Below are 15,842 nucleotides of genomic sequence, written 5' to 3'. Positions count from 1 at the left end.
ACTTTTCGCATTGGCAAGCCATCCACTGCTCTGCTCAAAATGTGAGACGATTCTTCTTGTCATGTGAGATAAGGGCTAAGGTGATCGGCGAGAAGGGGTGATCACCTTGATCAGAGAATGGGACGCCACGGCCTATGACGCCCTCCCGCTGCCGCACCTGCGCTGGGGCCGGCGCACTCTCGAGCGACTGCCGCTCTCCGGCGACGAGACGGTCCTGGAGGCCGGTTGCGGCACCGGCCGCGACACCGCGGCACTGCTCGACCTGCTGCCGCGGGGACGCGTCATCGCGGTCGACGGGTCCACACGGATGCTGGAGCGGCTCCGCACCAAGCTCGCAGACCGTCTCGACCGGGTCGACGTGCTCCAGGCCGACCTGACCGAGCCGTTGCCGATCACGGACGCCGACGCGGCGTTCAGCGTCGCGACCTTCCACTGGATCCACGACCACGACGCGCTGTTCACGAACATCGCGCGGGCGCTCCGGCCGGGAGCGCGGTTCGTCGCCGACTGCGGCGGACGGGGCAACGTCGCGCGGGTGCGCGCCGCCCTGGCGAAGGTCACCGGGGAGGAGCCCGCGCCGTGGTACTTCGCCGGGGCGGAGGAGACGCGGCGACGCCTGGAGGCGGCCGGCTTCACCGAGGTCGAGGTCGCCCTGGTGCCGGACCCGGCCCGGCTCGAGGCGGGCGAGCAGCTCGAGAGCTACCTGGCCACCGTGGTCCTCGGTGCGCAACTCGACCGGCTGCCGGCCTCCGAGCACCGGGACTTCGTACGTGCCGTCGCGGCGGAACTGCCCGAGCCGGTGGTCGACTACGTGCGCCTGGAGTTCTCCGCGCGTCGCGCCGGGGCCTGACCCGGACGGGGCGGCGGTCCTCGGTCAGTCGCCGCGGGCCGCCGCCTTTACGTTGTAGATCATTTGCGGGTCGCCCTGGTCAGCGGGCCCGCTCGACGAGGAAGCGGAGGAGCACGGCGAGATCCTCGGCGGCCGGGCCGCTCGCGCCTTCGGCGTGAAGGACGTCCAGCGCCCGGCCCAGACAGGCGCCGGCGAGTTCTCGTGCGCTCCGCCGCCCGCCGGCGGCCTCGATCAGGGCCCGCGCCCGTTCGACCTCCTCCTCGCCGGTGAGCGGTGCCGCGAGCGCCTCGCCCAGTCTCCGGGCGGCCGGCGTACCGGCCTGCAGCGCGGCCAGGACGGGCAGGGTCTTCTTGCCGCGCCGCAGGTCGCTCGACGCCGGCTTGCCGGTCACGGCGGGATCGCCCCAGATGCCGAGCAGGTCGTCGGTCACCTGGAACGCCAGGCCGGCCTGCCGGCCCATGACCGCCATCCTCTCCGCCCGCTCCGGTGATCCTCCGCCGAGCAGGCATCCGACGGCCGCGGCGCAGCCGAGCAGCGACCCCGTCTTGGCCTCCGCCATCGCCACGTACTCCTCGACGGTGACCGCGTCCGGCCCGGTCCACGGCCGGCCCTCGAACGCGATGTCCTCGGCCTGACCGTGCACGAGTTCGATGAGCGTGGCCGACAGCCGCTCCAGGGCGGCCGCCGCGCCGGGCCCCGGCGCACGGGCGAGCGTCGCCACGGCCAGGGCGAGGAGCGCGTCACCGGCCAGGATCGCGGGCCCGATCCCGTGGGCGCGCCATACCGACGCGCGGTGCCGGCGGTGCTCGTCGCCGTCCATGATGTCGTCGTGCACGAGGGAGAACGCGTGCACCAGCTCGACGGCGACCGCGCCGGTCAGCGCGGATTCGACGGGCGCGCCGGCCGCCCCGGCGCACAGCAGGACGAGTGCGGGGCGGAGCCCCTTCCCGTCGGCGGCCGCGCCCGGGTCGACCGGCCGTCCGTCGCGGTCGGCCCAGCCGAAGGAGTACGCCGCCATCCGGGCGGGCCAGGGATGCAGCGTCTCGACCGCCGCCCGCAGCGCGGGCCCGGCCGGCGAAGCCCAGCGGGAGAGCACCTCGGCGGCACGCTCTTCGGCCTCCGCGGGCGAGGACGGATCAAGGGTCATGGGGTCTCCGCTCCGCGACCAGGACGAAGATCGACGAAGGTACGCGTTCCCACGTGAGCAATGGTCCCAAACCCGACATTCGGGGAGAAAAGAATCACACAACGCATCGTGACGACCGCAGCCCGTGGGAATCCGCGGTAACGCCACGCCGCACCGCCGACCGCTCCCCCTCCCCACCCCCCCGGTCGTTCCGGGACGTCGCGTCACCCGCCGGGGAGCGCCGCTGGTCACGGGTGCGGCCGCCTCGGCCCTCCCGGCCGGGCCTCCCGCCGACCCCTGCCACGGGTCGCGCGACCGGCCCGTCCCGCCGTCTCGGGGCGATGGATACAGAGCGTATACGGCCATAAGCGGACAAACGTAGCGTGCGTCACATATCTCCCTTCTGCCGACTACTTATGCAATACTCCCGATAGTCAGTCGCGCCCCCCCGCCCTATACCCGTCCATCTCGCACGTCCAGTGCAACTGTCCTCGACAAGGATTCTTGCCACATCCGTCAAGACCAGCACCATCGGCCCGGTGGCGCACCGGGCACGGATCCCTCGCACCAATCCGAACCGGGAACAGGTGAGCAATCGATGTCCGCCGTCGTCGACACCGATCCGCCGCGAACGACCCCCAGCGTCCGGCTCTATCGTTCCATCCCCGCCCTGGTCCGCGACCCGATGGCGGAGATCGAGCGGCTCGGCCGCTTCTCGGGCGAGCTCGTCCGCGTCGACTTCGGGATCTTCAAGGCCTATCTGGCGACCCATCCGGACCACGTGCAGCAGATTCTGCGCGAGAATGCGGAGAATTACCGCCGGGAAGGCGTCGCGTGGCGGCCTCTCCACCGTCTTTTCGGCGACAGTGTTCTCGGCGAGGGCCCTGATTGGGAGCTCAGCCGAAAAGCCCTTCAGCCCGTCCTCACGACCCGGCACATCCATTCGGTGACCGGCAGAATGGCCGAGACGATCAACGAGGCGATCGAACCGCTGGCCGGACCGGCGCGGGACGGGCGGCCCATCGACGCGACGCGGGAGATGGCCAGGATCGTCAACCGCACCGTCCTGCGGGTCTTCTTCGGCGACAAGATCTCCCCCGCCGCCAACGCCCGACTCGCCCCGGCCTTCGACAAGGTCGCCAAGGCGGTGGCGTTCCGGTTCCTCCTGCCGTTCCTGCCCGAGTCGATTCCCGTTCCGGGCGACCGGGCCTTCAAGGACGCCGTCCAGCGGATCGACGACGTGCTCCTGCCCCTGATCCGCCGGCAACGGGGGGTGAAGGACGACTCGCCCGACTTCTTCTCCGCGCTCTGCCACGCGCGGAAGGCCGACGGCGGTGAGGTCTCCGAACGCTGGATCCGCGACAACCTCGTCGCGATGTTCGCCACGGCCACGGAGACGACGGTCGGCGCGCTCACCTGGCTGTGGCCGCTCCTCGACGGCCATCCGCGGGTGGCGGCCCGGCTGTACGAGGAGATCGACCGGGTCGTGGGCCGCGACCCCGTCCGGGCCGAACACCTGCCCGACCTCACCTACACCCGGCAGGTGATCCAGGAGGTCCTGCGCCTGTACCCGGTCGGCTGGCTGTTCCCCCGGAGAGCGGTCACCCCCACCAGTCTCGGCGCGGTGCCGATCGAAGCCGGGGAGACCGTGCTGCTCAGCCCGTTCCTGACGCACCGGCTCGAACGGTTCTGGGACCGGCCGCGGGCCTTCGACCCGGACCGGTTCGCGGCCGGCCGGACTCCCGGCGGGCGGCGGCGGCACCGCTACGCGTACTTCCCGTTCGGGGGCGGTCCCCACCAGTGCATCGGGATGCACGTCTTCAACACCGAGTCCGAACTGATCGTCGCCGGGCTGCTGCGCCGGTTCCGGCCGGCCTCCTGCAGCGCGGTCCCCGCCCGGCCCCGGATCGGGCCGACACTCCGGCCGCGCCGCGACGTCGAACTGACGCTCCGGCCGATCTGACGGGAGCGCCCGGGCGCGCGGTCGCCCCCGTGTTCCTCACTCGCACCGGTCCGTACGCATGTCCCCTCGTACGGACGTCCCACGACAGAAGGGCAGGCATGGCGATTCCCCTGGCGGGCCGCGACGAGCGTGAGGCGGCGGCGGAGCACGGACGGACCTGCGCACTCGCCACCGAGTGCCTGCGCGACCTGCAGGAGTGCGCGGCCGCGTATCCGGACCTGTTCCCGCCCGACCCGTTCGGGCCGACCGTGTTCAGCGGTGTCGCCCTCGCGAACGCCTTCGGATCGCCCTGGGCCGACGCCGGCCGGATCAGGATCGCCGCGCGGACGGCCCTGTGGGCGTTCGCCGCCGACTGGCTCGTCGATCACGTCGCGACGTCCCCGGAGGAGATCGACGCCTTCGCGGAAGGATGCACGGCCGTCGCGGAGGGCGCCGCCGGGAACGTGCCCCTGGAACGTCTGCTCGCGAGCATCCGCGCGGAACTGACGGCCAGTGCGGTGTGGCCGGCCCTCGCCCCGGCCTGGCGCGACGCCCTGCGCAGGTACGTGGAGGCGAGCGCGCGCGAGTGGAGCTGGAAGGCGGCGGCCGCCCGGGGAGAGCGGTCCGCGCTCCCGACCGTGGAGGAGTACCTCGCCAACGCCGACAACTTCGGTTCGCACCTCGTCAACGTCTCCCACTGGATCGCGGGCGAGACCGTGGACACGCTGGAGCGGCTGCGGCCGCTCGCGGCCGCCGGCGAGGAGGTGCAGCGCGCGCTGCGACTGGTGAACGACCTGGCGACCTACGATCGGGATGTCGCCTGGGGCGACCTGAACAGCCTGATGCTCGCTGCGGGGCGGGAGGAGATCACCCGGCGGGCCGACGAGCTCGCCGACCGCTGCGAGCGGCTCATCGCGCCGCTCGAGGACGATCTCCCCCGTGAGGCGGCGTACCTGCGGCGGCAGCTCGGATACAGCATCGGCTTCTACGGGACGGCCGACTACTGGGGCGACCGGTGAGGCCCGCCGAGCCCCTCGGGGACCCGGTCTCCCCTCCCGGGGTCGAGGCCGAGGCCGGTGCGCTGGTCGCCGGCCTTCTCGGCGAGCCGTGGGGACAGGTCTCCGCGTCGGCCTACGAGACCGGACGGCTGGTCACGCTGGCACCCTGGCTGACCGGGCACACGGAGCGGGTCCGGCATCTCCTGGCCGCCCAGCGCCCGGACGGCGGGTGGGGCGCCCCCGACCCCGGGTACGCCTTGGTCCCGACGCTCAGCGCGACCGAGGCGCTCCTCCGCGAGGCCCGCAGAGGCGCCGCCACCACCGGTGCGGCGCTCGCGGGGCTGCGCCCGCTGTTCGCGTGGACGCACGGGTCCGGGGCTCTGACGAGGGCCGGCCTGCCCGACCTGCCGGCGATCGAGCTCATCGTCCCCGGTCTCGTCGACGCGATCAACGACCACCTGGACGCCGGTGCGGTCCCGTGGCCGGGCACCGGGCGGCTGCGCCTCCCCGAAGGCCTGACCGGCGCGGCACTGGCCTCGGTCCGGGCCCTCCTCGCCTCCGGTGCGGCACCGCCGCCGAAGCTGCTGCACGTTCTCGAGGCCGGCGGTGACGCCGTCTGGCGCCACCCCGCGGTACGGCCGGAGACGACGGGGACGGTCGGGGCCTCCCCCGCCGCCACGGCCGCCTGGCTCGGCGGCCCGCGGCCGGACTCCGCAGGCGCTCCGGCCCTGCGTTTTCTGGAGACGGCCGCGGCGCGGCAGGGCGGGCCGGTGCCCTGCGGACTGCCGATCACCGTCTTCGAACGCGCCTGGGTGCTCGGCGGGCTGAGGCGCGCGGGCGTTCCGGTCGACGTGCCTCCGGTCCTGGTGGCGGATCTGGATGCGGCGGTCGGTCCTGCGGGAACGGCGGCGGCGGCGGGCCTGCCGGTGGACGCCGACACGACGGCGGGGGCGCTGTACGCGCTCGCGCTCGCCGGCGCGCCGCGGCGGCCCGATCCGCTCTGGGCGTTCGAACTGGACGCCCACTTCTGCACCTGGCCCGGCGAGGACGGCGAGTCGGTCACCACGAACGCGCACGTGCTCGAGGCGTTCGGGGGGTACCGCCGGAGCGCGCAGCGGGACGACGGGTCCGTGGCACGATACGACGGCACGATCGCCAAGGTGTCGGCCTGGCTGCGCGACCGTCAGCGCGACGACGGGCACTGGGACGACCGCTGGCACGTGTCGCCGTACTACGCGACCTTCTGTTGCGCGCTGGCCCTGCACGACTTCGGCGGCCCGGAGTCGGCGGACGCCGTCGACCGGGCCGTCCGCTGGGTCGTCGGGACGCAGCGGGCGGACGGCTCCTGGGGCCACTGGACCGGCACCGCCGAGGAGACGGCGTACGCGGTGCAGATCCTCCTGCTGACACGCGGTTCGCGGATGGACGCCGGGCCGGACACGGCGCGCCTCCGGGCGGCCGCCCGGGGATGTGAGCGTCTGCGCAGATCTCCGGCCGGCCCGGACGATCCGCCGCTCTGGCACGACAAGGACCTCTATCTGCCGCTCGGCATTGTGCGCTCCGCCACATTGGCGGCTCTCCACCTGCATGAACGGCTGCCACTGCCATCCGGCCGAGAGGGCGAGTGAGCCCCGAAATCCCCCCAAACCGGGCTATTCACGCCGCTTTCGCCACTTGTCGCCTTGAATAGGTATGGCGACCGTTGATAGAGTCCAACATCGCCAGAGGGTGCGGCGACATGCGCGGTGCGCGACGCCAGTGCGCGGCGGACTGCAGAATACCCCAATAAATCGATTCACGTCACGAAATCCCAGATGAACAGAATACTGATTCCTTCGTCAGCGCAGGGCGGGCACAATGCGTTTCCGTAACTCGCGTCTTCGAACGAAGATCACCGCTCTGCTGCTGTCACTGGTCGCCCTCTGGGCGTTCGCGGCCTGGGTGACCTTGCGCGAAGGGGTGAACCTTCTCTGGGTCTCCGTGATCAACACCGGGGTCGCGGAACCTCTCGACGCGTTGCAGCCCGAACTCCAGATGGAACGCCGCCTGTCGCTGATCCGGATCTCCGATCCCCGCCCGCAGCAGCGCACCGCGCTTCAGGAACAGCGCGCTCGCACCGACCAGGCCATCGCCAAATTCGAGCGGCTGGCCCGCGGCGGCAACGTGAAGTTCGCCCAGAGCCCGGCGCTCAAGCGGGCGATCGACGCGGGCATCGCGCGGTTCAACGGGCTCGCCACCAGCCGCGCGGCGATCGACTCCGGCCTGATCGACCGATCCGCCGCCGCCACGGCCTACGACGGCGCCGTCGACGCGATCTTCGACATCAACGACTCGCTCGCGACCCTCGACGACAAGGACTTCGCCAGGGACGTCCGGACCCTCGTCGAGCTCAACCGGGCACGAGAGGTGCTCTCGCAAGAGGACGCGGCATTGTCCGGAATGCTCGCGACCAAGCGCTTCACGACCGCGGATTACGTGCAACTCGTCCAGCTCATCGGCGCCCGGCGTCACGCCTTCGCCGAAGTCCTCACGAAACTGGGATCCGCCGATCGTACCTCTTATGACCTGGCGGCCAATGGCGCCGACGTCCGCGCTTTCGAAACGACCGAGCAGACCCTCCTGACGAAGGCCAAGGCGGGCAGACGTCTCCCGATCACCGCGGCCCAATGGCGGGCCACCGCCGACCCCGCGTTGGCACAATTGTCAAAGGCGGTGTTCGGCGGCGGCAGCCGGCTGGTCAAGCGGGCGCAGCCCATCGCGATCGGCGTCGTCGCCCGGCTCGCCCTGGCCGGCGGCCTCGGCCTCGCGGCCGTCATCGCCTCCATCGTCGTCTCCATCACCACCACGCGGGCGCTGCTGCGGCAGTTGGAGAAGCTGCGCAACGCGGCGCGCGAGCTGGCCGACACGCGGCTGCCGAGCGTCGTCGAACGCCTCGGCCACGGCGAGAACGTCGACGTCGCGGCCGAGGCGCCGCCGCTGTCCTTCGGCACCGACGAGATCGGCCAGGTCGGCCGCGCGTTCAACTCCGTGCAGGAGACCGCGATCCGCACCGCGGTCGAGCAGGCCGAGCTGCGGCGCGGCTTCCGCGACATCCTGCTCAGCCTCGCGCGGCGCTCCCAGGCGCTCGTCCACCGGCAGCTCACCCTCCTCGACGAGATGGAACGCCGCAGGGACGACCCCAAGGACCTGGAGGAGCTGTTCCGCGTCGACCACCTCGCCACCCGGATGCGGCGCAACGCCGAAAACCTCATCGTCCTGTCCGGCGCGACCCCCGCCCGCGGCTGGCGGTACCCGGTCCCGATGATCGACGTCGTACGGTCCGCGGTGGCCGAGGTCGAGGACTACACGCGGGTGACCGTCGCCTCCACCATCGGCGACGTCTCACTGGCCGGCCGGTCCGTCGGCGACATCGTCCACCTGCTCGCCGAGCTGATCGAGAACGCGCTGTCCTACTCCCCGCCGTACACGCAGGTGGAGGTCAGCGGCCGCAGGGTCGCCAAGGGCTACGTGGTCGAGGTCGAGGACCACGGTCTCGGCATGACCGACGAGCTGCTGGCCTCCCTGAACGACCGGATCAGCGACCCGCCCGAGTTCAACCTGTCGAGCTCGGTCCACCTCGGCCTGTACGTCGTCGGCCGGCTGGCCGAACGCTATGACGTGCGCGTCTCGCTCAAGCACTCGTCCTACGGCGGGACCACCGCGGTGGTGCTGATCCCCCGCGAGCTGATCAGTGAGACCGCACCCGATGACACGGCCCCCAAGAGGGGTGCCCGCGCCGTGGCCGAGAGCCGGCCCGCGGCGATCGGCGCCGCGCCCGCGGCCACCACCACGGCCGTGGCGACCGCCACCCCGCCCGACCCGTTCCCTGACGAATCCCACGGTTCCCATGACGAACACAGCACCGGGCCCGCAGACGAGCCGCAGGAGAAGACCCCGGAAGGGTTCCCCCGGAGACGGCGGAAGAGCCCCATCCGCCGTCCGGGCGGAACCCCGGCCGGACGGACGGTGGCGCCCGTGACGGCATTCCCCTCGCCACCACGGGACATCCCCGACACGACGCCGGACGACGAACCCGGCGAGACCGCACCCTCGGCCGAGGGCTCGCTCACGCCCTCCGGCCTGCCGATCCGCGTTCCCCAGGCGAGCATCGCCGCTCCCCTGCGGACGGACGGACCGCCCGCCACGGCCGAGGACGAGGACAGGAACGCCGGCGGTGGCCGGTCACCCGAGAACGTCCGCAGGTCCCTCAGCGGCCTCCAGGCTGGCACCCGGCGCGGCCGGGCCGACGCGGCCAAGTCGCACCCGGAGTCCCGCACCGAGACCGCTCCGACCGCAGACGACGAAGCGTAGAAGGACTACTAGTGGCGCAGAAGACAGAACCTCCCGCCGAACTGGCCTGGCTGCTCGACGACCTCGTCGGGCGCGTCAAGGAGGCCAGACACGCGATCGTCCTGTCCGCCGACGGCCTGCTGATGGCCGCGTCGAAGGACTTCGACCAGGACGACGCCGAGCACCTGTCCGCGGTGGCCGCCGGTATCCAGTCCCTGGCCAAGGGCGTGGGCGAGCGGTTCGACGGCGGCCCCGTGCTGCAGACGATCGTGGAGATGCGCAAGGCGTACCTCCTGGTCACCGTCGCCGGCCAGGGCGCCTGTCTCGCCGTGCTCAGCAGCGAGGAGGCCGACATCGGTCTGATCGCCTACGAGATGGAGATGCTCGTCACCGGGCTCGGTCACCACCTGACCGCCGCGTCCCGTACCGCGGACTCGGTGCCGTGACGATGAGCGACTCGCAGGAGCCGGAGGACGTATCCAGGGATCTGCCCGACGCCGAGCCCGAGGGAGTGATCGTGGACGGGGAGGAGTCACACGAACGGTGGCTCGACGAGCAGGCCGGGCCGCTCGTCCGCCCGTACGTCATGACCCGCGGCCGTACGGAACCGGTCCGCGGCACCTTCGACCTCATCACGATGGTCGTGGCGACGGGGCTGCCGGCGGCCCCGGAGCTCGGCCTCGACCCCGAGCATCAGGCCGTCGTCCGGCTCTGTGAGGAGCCGATGTCGGTGGCCGAGATCGCCGGGCACCTGAACCTTCCGACCGTCACCGTCCGCGTCCTGCTCGGAGACCTGCTCGCCAAGGGCCTCATCACGGTCGAGGACCCGCAGACGGAGGCCGAGCTGGCGGACGACGACGACCTGTACCTGGCGGTGATCGATGGACTCAAGGCGCTTTGACCGACGGGGCCGGAGGCTGCCGAAGGCGACCAAGATAGTGGTCGCCGGCGGTTTCGGCGTAGGGAAGACGACCCTGGTCGGGACCGTCTCCGAGACCAAGCCCCTGCGGACCGAGGAGCTCCTCACCGACAAGAGCGTCGGCGTCGACGACGTCGAGGGTGTGGAGGCCAAGTCCACGACCACGGTGGCCATGGACTTCGGGCGCATCACGATCAAGGACGAGTTCGTCCTCTACCTCTTCGGCACCCCCGGGCAGGAGAGGTTCTGGTTCATGTGGGACGAGATCACGCTCGGGGCGCTCGGCGCGGTCGTCCTCGCCGACACCCGGCGGCTGGCCGACTGTTTCCCCGCGGTCGACTACTTCGAACGGCGCGGCACGCCGTTCATCGTCGCGGTGAACTGCTTCGAGGGGGCCCGGCGGTTCCAGCTGGACGAGGTGGAGATGGCGCTCAACCTCGGGGAGCAGGTGCCGATCGTGCTGTGCGACGCGCGCGACAAGGAGTCCTGCAAAGACGTCCTGGTGACGCTCGTCCGGCACGCCATGAAGACGCGCCGGGAGAAGCGGCCCGTCGAGGTGTAGGCCCGCGCCGCCGGCCCCGGAGCGGCCGCTCCGAACGGACCGGGCGCGCACCGCTCCGGCCGTCGGCGCCTTCCGCGGCCGGACGGGAAAGCCCCGGTCAGACCGGGATTCCGGGTCAGACCGGGATGCTCAGGAGGACGCCGCCGCCCTCCACCTCCACGTCGAACCTGTCCAGGTCCCGGCGCTGGACGGCCGTACCGCCGTGGACCTGCAGGTGGTCGGGCGAGCCGGCGACGCCGTAGCCCTTGGGCGGCACGGCCCACTCGGTCACCACGTGCCGCTGCCCGGACCGGTCGACCGCGATGAGCCGGCAGGTGAGCGGGCCCCTGATGCCGCCGAGGTCGAGGGCGACGTGCGTGCCCCAGGCCTTCACCTCCAGCGCCACGATGCCGCTCGCCCCGGTACGGGGGTTCGCGGCACGGTGCGTCTCGCCCCATCCGAGGAGGTCCGCGGGCATGTTCGGGTGGCCGTGCGCCGTGATCGTTCCGTCGCCGTGCCCGGCGAGGGCGGCGCCGAGGGTGGCCCCGCCCGCCAGCAGCGCCAGACCGGCCGCCGCGCCCAGGATCGCGGTTCCCCGGCGCCGGCGTCGCGCGGCCACTCGCCGCCGGCGCAGCAGACTCGCGACGTCCGCCGAGCCTCCGGCGTCCGCCGGACTCGCGACCTCCGCCGAGCCCCGGACATCGTCCGTGCCCCCGGCCTGGCCTGCTCCCGCCGTGCCGCGCCCGGCGACGGAGTCGGTCTCCGCCGTGCCGGAGCCGACGGCGCCACGCTCGGTCGTGCCGGGCTCGGTCGTCGTGGGCGCGGGTCGGGCGGCGATCAGCAGCTCCCGCAGACGGGTCAGGTCGGCCACCTCGGCCGAGCACGCGGGGCAGCCGGCCAGGTGCGCCTCGAAGGCCCGCCGGTCGTCCTCCTCGAGCAGTCCGAGGGCGTACGCTCCGACGTCGGTGTGCCGAACGGGCCCATCCTCGGTCACGGCGTCACCCCCATCTCGTCGAGGACGACGCGCAGCGCCCGAAGGGCGTAGTAGACCCGGGACTTGACCGTGCCGACGGGGATGCCGAGCACCTCGGCGGCCTCGTTGACCGTGCGATCGCGCAGCACGGTCTCGGTGAGCACCTCGCGGTGCGCGGGGCTGAGCGCCTGCAACGCCTCGGATACGACCACGCCGCGCAGTAGATCCTCCATGCCGTCCGGGGACTGGAGCCCTTCCAGAGGGGCCTCGCCCGCCTCCTGGGGCCGTGCTCCCCGGCGGCGCCTCTCGTCGATGACGATACGGCGGGCGACCGTCGCCAGCCAAGGCATCAGGCTGGCCGCGTCCGCGTCCAGCTGGTCGAGGTTGCGCCAGGCGCGGATCATCGTCTCCTGCACGATGTCCTCCGCCCACTGCAGGTCACCGCCGGTCTGCCGGATCACGAAGGCGAGCAGCGGGCCGCGGTACTCCTCGTACAGGCGAGCGATGATCAGCTCGTCGCCGGCATCGGTCACCGGGCGCAGCGCGCGCAACCAGGTCCGTGCCTTCGTCCTGCCGCGCGCTCCGGGAAGGGCCATGGCGGGGGTGCTCCGGGCGGTCGGGAACGCGGTGATCAACGATAGACCCGGCGGCGGCCGGGCCGGGAGCGTGCCGCCGCGTACGCCGGCGCCTCGGTGGACGTGCGGACCCATGAGGCGCGCCTTCGCGGGTGCGGCTTCATCGTGTCCCTCCCGTGTTCCGGTGCCGGCGGACACCAGGGGGTACGGATCCGCCCAGCGCGGGGTTCAAGCGGATGTGCTGGGCCACAAGGCGGCCGGGAATGTCTTGACTCGGAGGCTTACCCGTCCTACCAAGGGCAGGTGACGATCTCCGCCGGAGGCACCGATCGATCGAAGGGATGGTGACGATGGCAGACATCCACGGCAAGGGGAACCGGCGGGGTGGCGAGCAGACCACCTGGAGGAAGCCGGACTACGAGATCGTCGAGACGTCGATGGAGGCGTCCGCGTACTTCCTCTCCACCAGGTAACACCGTTGCTGCTGCAGATCCTCGGCACGGCCGCCGGCGGTGGCGTGCCCCAGTGGAACTGCGCGTGCCCGGGGTGCGCCGGCGCCCGCTCCCATCCGGAGCGGCGGCGCCGGCACGCCTCGGCGGCGGTCCGCGCCGGCGACCGATGGTTCGTCATCAACGCCACGCCGGACATCGCCGACCAGGTCGAGTTCTGCGGCACGCCGGCCCCCGGCTCGCGGGCCACCCCGCTCGCCGGGGTGATCCTCACGGATGCCGAGCTCGACCACACCCTCGGCCTCGCACGGCTGCGTGAGGCCGCGTCCGTCGAGGTCATCGCGACGCCCGCGGTCGCCGGCGCGCTGTCCGACCGGCTCCGCCTGAACGACGTCCTGGCCCCGTACACCCGCCTGGCCTGGCACGAACTGCCCGAGGACCGCCCCCTGCGGCTCGGCGGCGCCGTCACGGTGCGGGCCGTGCGCGTGTCGGGCAAGCGGCCGCGCTACGCCGCCGACGCCTCCGCCGACGGCGCGTGGTCGGTGGCCCTCGTCCTCGCCGACGGTGACCGGACCGCGGTCTACGCGCCCTGCGTGGCCGACTGGTCGCCCGCCCTCGACAAGGTCCTCGGGTCGGCGGACTGCGTGATCATCGACGGCACGTTCTGGGACGACGACGAGCCCCGCCGGATGGGGATCTCGGACCGGACCGCGACCCAGATGGGTCACCTGCCGATCACGTGGACCGCCGGCCCGCTGTCACGGCTGCCGGCCCGGCGCCGCCTGTACACCCACCTGAACAACACCAACCCGCTGGTCGACCCCACCGCCCCGGCCCACGCCTCACTCGCGGCCCTGGGCATCGAGGTCGCGCCCGACAGGACGGTGATCGAGCTGTGAGCACCTCCACCGAGTACGGCCTCGACGAACGTTCAGGTCTGGCGTCCGCCACCGTGACATCAACCAATGGTAATGATAACGTCACGGATCGCGAAGCTAGCGGTGCAGATGAAGCTGCTGCCGACGCCTGAGCAGGCGGCGGCACTGGCGGCGACCCTGTCGCTGTGCAACACCGTGGCGAATGAGGTGTCGGCGGTCGCGTTCACCCGTGGCGTGTTCGCCCGGCAGAAGCTGCAGAAGCTGGTGTACGCGGAGTTGAAGGCTCGAGGGCTGTCGGCGCAGCCCGCGTTGCATGTGATCCGTAAGGTCGCCGACGCATACACGACGCTGCACGCCCAGATCGCGGCTGGTCTGCTGGGTGGTGAGCACTCTCGGCGGCGTCGTAAGGCGGTCTCCAAGCCCATCATGGTGCGGGCCGATGCCGCCCAGCCGTTCGATGACCGGTGCCTATCGTGGCAGATGGACGCCCGGACCGTGTCGATCTGGACGGTGCACGGCCGCCTCCGGAGCATCGCCTTCACCGGCGAGCCCGGGCAGCTTAAGTTCCTGGCGACCCACAGAATGGGTAAAACCGACCTTGTCCACCGCCCCAACAGCAGGGCGAGGGGAGATGCGACCCCGACGCGACACCCAGCCGCGACGGGGAGCGCAACGAGGTGCGAACGGCCGGGCTCCAAGCTCAGCCGTTCACGACCAAGAAGCTGACTCTGCGGATCCACGCGGCGAGGGGCCCGTCAGGTCGCCAGGTCGAGGGCCAGCACGGCGACCGCCAGTGCCAGGAAGCCGTTGGCCAGGCCGAACTGGGCCGAGTAGTCGCTCGCGCGAATGTGGGTGTAGAGGGCGCAGACGAAGTAGAGGATCAGCCCGATCGCGGCGGCGGCGCCGATCAGCGGAACGCCGACGAGGCCGAGCAGCAGCCCCACGGCGCCCGCGAGCTTCAGCGTGCCGATCGGGAACGTCAGCCACGACTCCGGCACCCCGGCCCTGGCCATGGGCGGCAGGATCGGCTTGAAGTGGGCGATGGCCGCGACGCCCGAGAAGCCGTTGGCCGCGATGGCGAGTACGGCGACGACGACATAGGCGGTGAACACTGGGGACTCCTGGAGACGGTGGGCCCGGCGGTCAGCCGAGGTGGGAGAGTTTGTCGGGGTTGGTCACGGTGTAGATGCCGCTCACCTGGGTGCCGTCGGCGGTCAGGTCGAGGACGACCACCGCGTGGACCGCGCCGCCCGACAGCAGCACCGCCGACGGATCGCCGTTGACGTACTGGTAGCGGACCGTGAGGCCGGGGATGGGATGCCGGGCCGCGTCCCCGACGATCAGGCGGGCGATCCTCTCCCGGCCCCGGACCGGCCGCGGACCGGCCGCGCGCGCCTTGCCGCCGCCGTCCGCCCACAGGGTCACGTCGGGTGACAGGACCTGGATGAGTGCCTGGATGTCGCCGCCGGTCACGGCGGCGATGAACCGCTCGGTCACCTGACGCCGTACGCGCGAGTCGGCCTCGTAACGGGGGCGGCGGGCGTGCACGTGCTCGCGGGCGCGGTGCGCCAGTTGCCGGATCGCCGAGGTGCTGCGGCCGAGGGCGGCGGCCGTCTCCGGATGCGAGTAGCCGAAGACCTCGTGCAGCACGAAGACCGCCCGTTCCAGGGGGGACAGGGTCTCCAGCACCACGAGCAGCGCCATCGACACCGACTCGGCGCGCAGGACGCCGTCGGCGGCGTCGGCGGCGCCCGTGTCCGGCGCGGTCGCGATCGGCTCGGGCAGCCACGGCCCGACGTACTCCTCCCGGCGGCGGCTGATACTCGTCTGCCGGGCCAGCGCCCCGTTGACCGCGACCCGGACGAGGTAGGCGCGCGGGTTCGCGATCGGCTCGCCGCCGGACGCGCGGCTGCGGGTGTGCCACGCGAGCCACGTCTCCTGCAGCACGTCCTCGGTGTCGGCGACGCTGCCGAGCATCGTGTAGACGACGGAGAACAGCAGTTCGCGGTGGTCGACGAAGGCTCGTGTGGCCCACTCGGCCGCGGCGGCGGCGTCGGGCACCGCGGCGTCCGGCACGGCCGAATCCCGCGCGGCGGGATCCGGTGCGGGGTCGGGAGGGCTGTGGGACATGGTGGGTCCTACCTTTCAAGTGTGGTTGCTCTGGTCGTTCGTAAGATCGGAGGGCCCTGGGGCTCCGGGCATGGCTGTCATGGTGGAGACCACTCGATGGCTTAAGGAACTTGGCCACCCGGAGCCCCGCGA

Annotated in this window: 17 protein-coding genes; 12 read left to right on the top strand and 5 right to left on the bottom strand. The window is 72.2% G+C overall.

The features are described from left to right. Positions 1-106 precede the first annotated feature (106 nt). On the top strand, positions 107-850 hold the full coding sequence (locus NE234_RS33515; RefSeq protein WP_252784904.1) for a class I SAM-dependent methyltransferase: 744 nt from the start codon (positions 107-109) through the stop codon (positions 848-850). A gap of 79 nt (positions 851-929) precedes the next feature. Here the strand turns inward: NE234_RS33515 and NE234_RS33510 are convergent, their stop codons facing one another. Continuing rightward, a complete protein-coding gene (locus NE234_RS33510; protein WP_252784903.1) occupies positions 930-1,997 on the bottom strand; it encodes a polyprenyl synthetase family protein in 1,068 nt (355 codons plus the stop codon). Between the two features lie 577 nt (positions 1,998-2,574). Between NE234_RS33510 and NE234_RS33505 the strand changes: the two genes are divergently transcribed. The 7 genes from NE234_RS33505 to NE234_RS33475 all read left to right on the top strand — a co-directional run bounded on the left by NE234_RS33505 (position 2,575) and on the right by NE234_RS33475 (position 10,726). After that, positions 2,575-3,939 carry a cytochrome P450 gene (locus NE234_RS33505; protein WP_252784902.1) on the top strand — a complete coding sequence of 455 codons (1,365 nt, stop codon included), beginning with the start codon at positions 2,575-2,577 and terminating at the stop codon, positions 3,937-3,939. 98 nt (positions 3,940-4,037) lie between these two features. Then, a complete protein-coding gene (locus NE234_RS33500; protein ID WP_252784901.1) occupies positions 4,038-4,937 on the top strand; it encodes a terpene synthase family protein in 900 nt (299 codons plus the stop codon). Next, the gene (locus NE234_RS33495) at positions 4,934-6,544 is read left to right on the top strand and encodes a prenyltransferase/squalene oxidase repeat-containing protein (RefSeq protein ID WP_252784900.1); all 1,611 of its coding nucleotides are present in this window, start codon (positions 4,934-4,936) and stop codon (positions 6,542-6,544) included. The genes NE234_RS33500 and NE234_RS33495 overlap by 4 nt, the downstream gene beginning before the upstream one ends. Before the next feature lie 229 nt (positions 6,545-6,773). Continuing rightward, complete coding sequence (locus tag NE234_RS33490; protein ID WP_252784899.1) at positions 6,774-9,266, top strand: nitrate- and nitrite sensing domain-containing protein; 2,493 nt, start codon at positions 6,774-6,776, stop codon at positions 9,264-9,266. An 11-nt stretch (positions 9,267-9,277) separates the two neighbouring features. Next, complete coding sequence (locus tag NE234_RS33485; protein ID WP_252784898.1) at positions 9,278-9,691, top strand: roadblock/LC7 domain-containing protein; 414 nt, start codon at positions 9,278-9,280, stop codon at positions 9,689-9,691. 2 nt (positions 9,692-9,693) lie between these two features. Next, positions 9,694-10,146 carry a DUF742 domain-containing protein gene (locus tag NE234_RS33480; RefSeq protein WP_252784897.1) on the top strand — a complete coding sequence of 151 codons (453 nt, stop codon included), beginning with the start codon at positions 9,694-9,696 and terminating at the stop codon, positions 10,144-10,146. Beyond that, entirely contained in the window at positions 10,127-10,726 is a 600-nt protein-coding gene (locus NE234_RS33475; RefSeq protein ID WP_252784896.1) for a GTP-binding protein, read from the top strand. The genes NE234_RS33480 and NE234_RS33475 overlap by 20 nt, the downstream gene beginning before the upstream one ends. Positions 10,727-10,841: 115 nt before the next feature. Here the strand turns inward: NE234_RS33475 and NE234_RS33470 are convergent, their stop codons facing one another. Together NE234_RS33470 and NE234_RS33465 are read right to left on the bottom strand one after the other, a co-directional pair. Then, the gene (locus NE234_RS33470; RefSeq protein ID WP_252784895.1) at positions 10,842-11,699 is read right to left on the bottom strand and encodes an anti-sigma factor family protein; all 858 of its coding nucleotides are present in this window, start codon (positions 11,697-11,699) and stop codon (positions 10,842-10,844) included. Beyond that, positions 11,696-12,388 (bottom strand): sigma-70 family RNA polymerase sigma factor, encoded by a 693-nt coding sequence (locus tag NE234_RS33465; protein ID WP_454923407.1) that lies wholly within the window; start codon positions 12,386-12,388, stop codon positions 11,696-11,698. Before NE234_RS33465 ends, NE234_RS33470 begins: the two co-directional genes overlap by 4 nt. A gap of 215 nt (positions 12,389-12,603) precedes the next feature. Here NE234_RS33465 and pqqA point away from each other — a divergent pair, with 215 nt between their 5' ends. From pqqA to NE234_RS33450, 4 genes are read left to right on the top strand one after another with little or no spacing between them, the layout of a single operon-like run. Continuing rightward, positions 12,604-12,726 (top strand): pyrroloquinoline quinone precursor peptide PqqA, encoded by a 123-nt coding sequence (pqqA, locus tag NE234_RS33460; protein WP_252784894.1) that lies wholly within the window; start codon positions 12,604-12,606, stop codon positions 12,724-12,726. A gap of 5 nt (positions 12,727-12,731) precedes the next feature. After that, the gene (gene pqqB / locus NE234_RS33455; RefSeq protein ID WP_252784893.1) at positions 12,732-13,601 is read left to right on the top strand and encodes a pyrroloquinoline quinone biosynthesis protein PqqB; all 870 of its coding nucleotides are present in this window, start codon (positions 12,732-12,734) and stop codon (positions 13,599-13,601) included. Next, a complete protein-coding gene (locus NE234_RS44675) occupies positions 13,598-13,732 on the top strand; it encodes a hypothetical protein (RefSeq protein WP_256529861.1) in 135 nt (44 codons plus the stop codon). The genes pqqB and NE234_RS44675 overlap by 4 nt, the downstream gene beginning before the upstream one ends. Continuing rightward, entirely contained in the window at positions 13,710-14,306 is a 597-nt protein-coding gene (locus tag NE234_RS33450) for a hypothetical protein (protein ID WP_252784892.1), read from the top strand. The genes NE234_RS44675 and NE234_RS33450 overlap by 23 nt, the downstream gene beginning before the upstream one ends. A 29-nt stretch (positions 14,307-14,335) precedes the next feature. On the opposite strand, the gene NE234_RS33445 is transcribed toward NE234_RS33450, so the two are convergent. Both NE234_RS33445 and sigJ read right to left on the bottom strand, forming a co-directional pair. Then, positions 14,336-14,692: a DoxX family protein gene (locus NE234_RS33445; protein WP_252784891.1), complete on the bottom strand. Its 357-nt coding sequence runs from the start codon at positions 14,690-14,692 to the stop codon at positions 14,336-14,338. Positions 14,693-14,723: 31 nt separating this feature from the next. Further along, a complete protein-coding gene (gene sigJ / locus NE234_RS33440) occupies positions 14,724-15,710 on the bottom strand; it encodes an RNA polymerase sigma factor SigJ (protein ID WP_252784890.1) in 987 nt (328 codons plus the stop codon). Between the last annotated feature and the right edge of the window lie 132 nt (positions 15,711-15,842).

The organism is Actinoallomurus rhizosphaericola, assembly GCF_024055675.1.
In the GTDB taxonomy this organism is placed as follows: Bacteria; Actinomycetota; Actinomycetes; order Streptosporangiales; family Streptosporangiaceae; genus Actinoallomurus; species Actinoallomurus soli.
Note: the sequence above shows the minus strand (reverse complement) of the source record. Positions and strands in the feature narration are given on the sequence as shown.

Coding starts and splice junctions, on each gene's coding strand:
- NE234_RS33510 (WP_252784903.1), bottom strand. CDS start 1,997: ATGACCCTTGATCCGTCCTCGCCCGCGGAGGCCGAAGAGCGTGCCGCC.
- NE234_RS33505 (WP_252784902.1), top strand. CDS start 2,575: ATGTCCGCCGTCGTCGACACCGATCCGCCGCGAACGACCCCCAGCGTC.
- NE234_RS33500 (WP_252784901.1), top strand. CDS start 4,038: ATGGCGATTCCCCTGGCGGGCCGCGACGAGCGTGAGGCGGCGGCGGAG.
- NE234_RS33490 (WP_252784899.1), top strand. CDS start 6,774: ATGCGTTTCCGTAACTCGCGTCTTCGAACGAAGATCACCGCTCTGCTG.
- NE234_RS33480 (WP_252784897.1), top strand. CDS start 9,694: ATGAGCGACTCGCAGGAGCCGGAGGACGTATCCAGGGATCTGCCCGAC.
- NE234_RS33475 (WP_252784896.1), top strand. CDS start 10,127: ATGGACTCAAGGCGCTTTGACCGACGGGGCCGGAGGCTGCCGAAGGCG.
- NE234_RS33465 (WP_454923407.1), bottom strand. CDS start 12,388: ATGGGTCCGCACGTCCACCGAGGCGCCGGCGTACGCGGCGGCACGCTC.
- pqqA (WP_252784894.1), top strand. CDS start 12,604: ATGGCAGACATCCACGGCAAGGGGAACCGGCGGGGTGGCGAGCAGACC.
- NE234_RS33450 (WP_252784892.1), top strand. CDS start 13,710: ATGAAGCTGCTGCCGACGCCTGAGCAGGCGGCGGCACTGGCGGCGACC.
- sigJ (WP_252784890.1), bottom strand. CDS start 15,710: ATGTCCCACAGCCCTCCCGACCCCGCACCGGATCCCGCCGCGCGGGAT.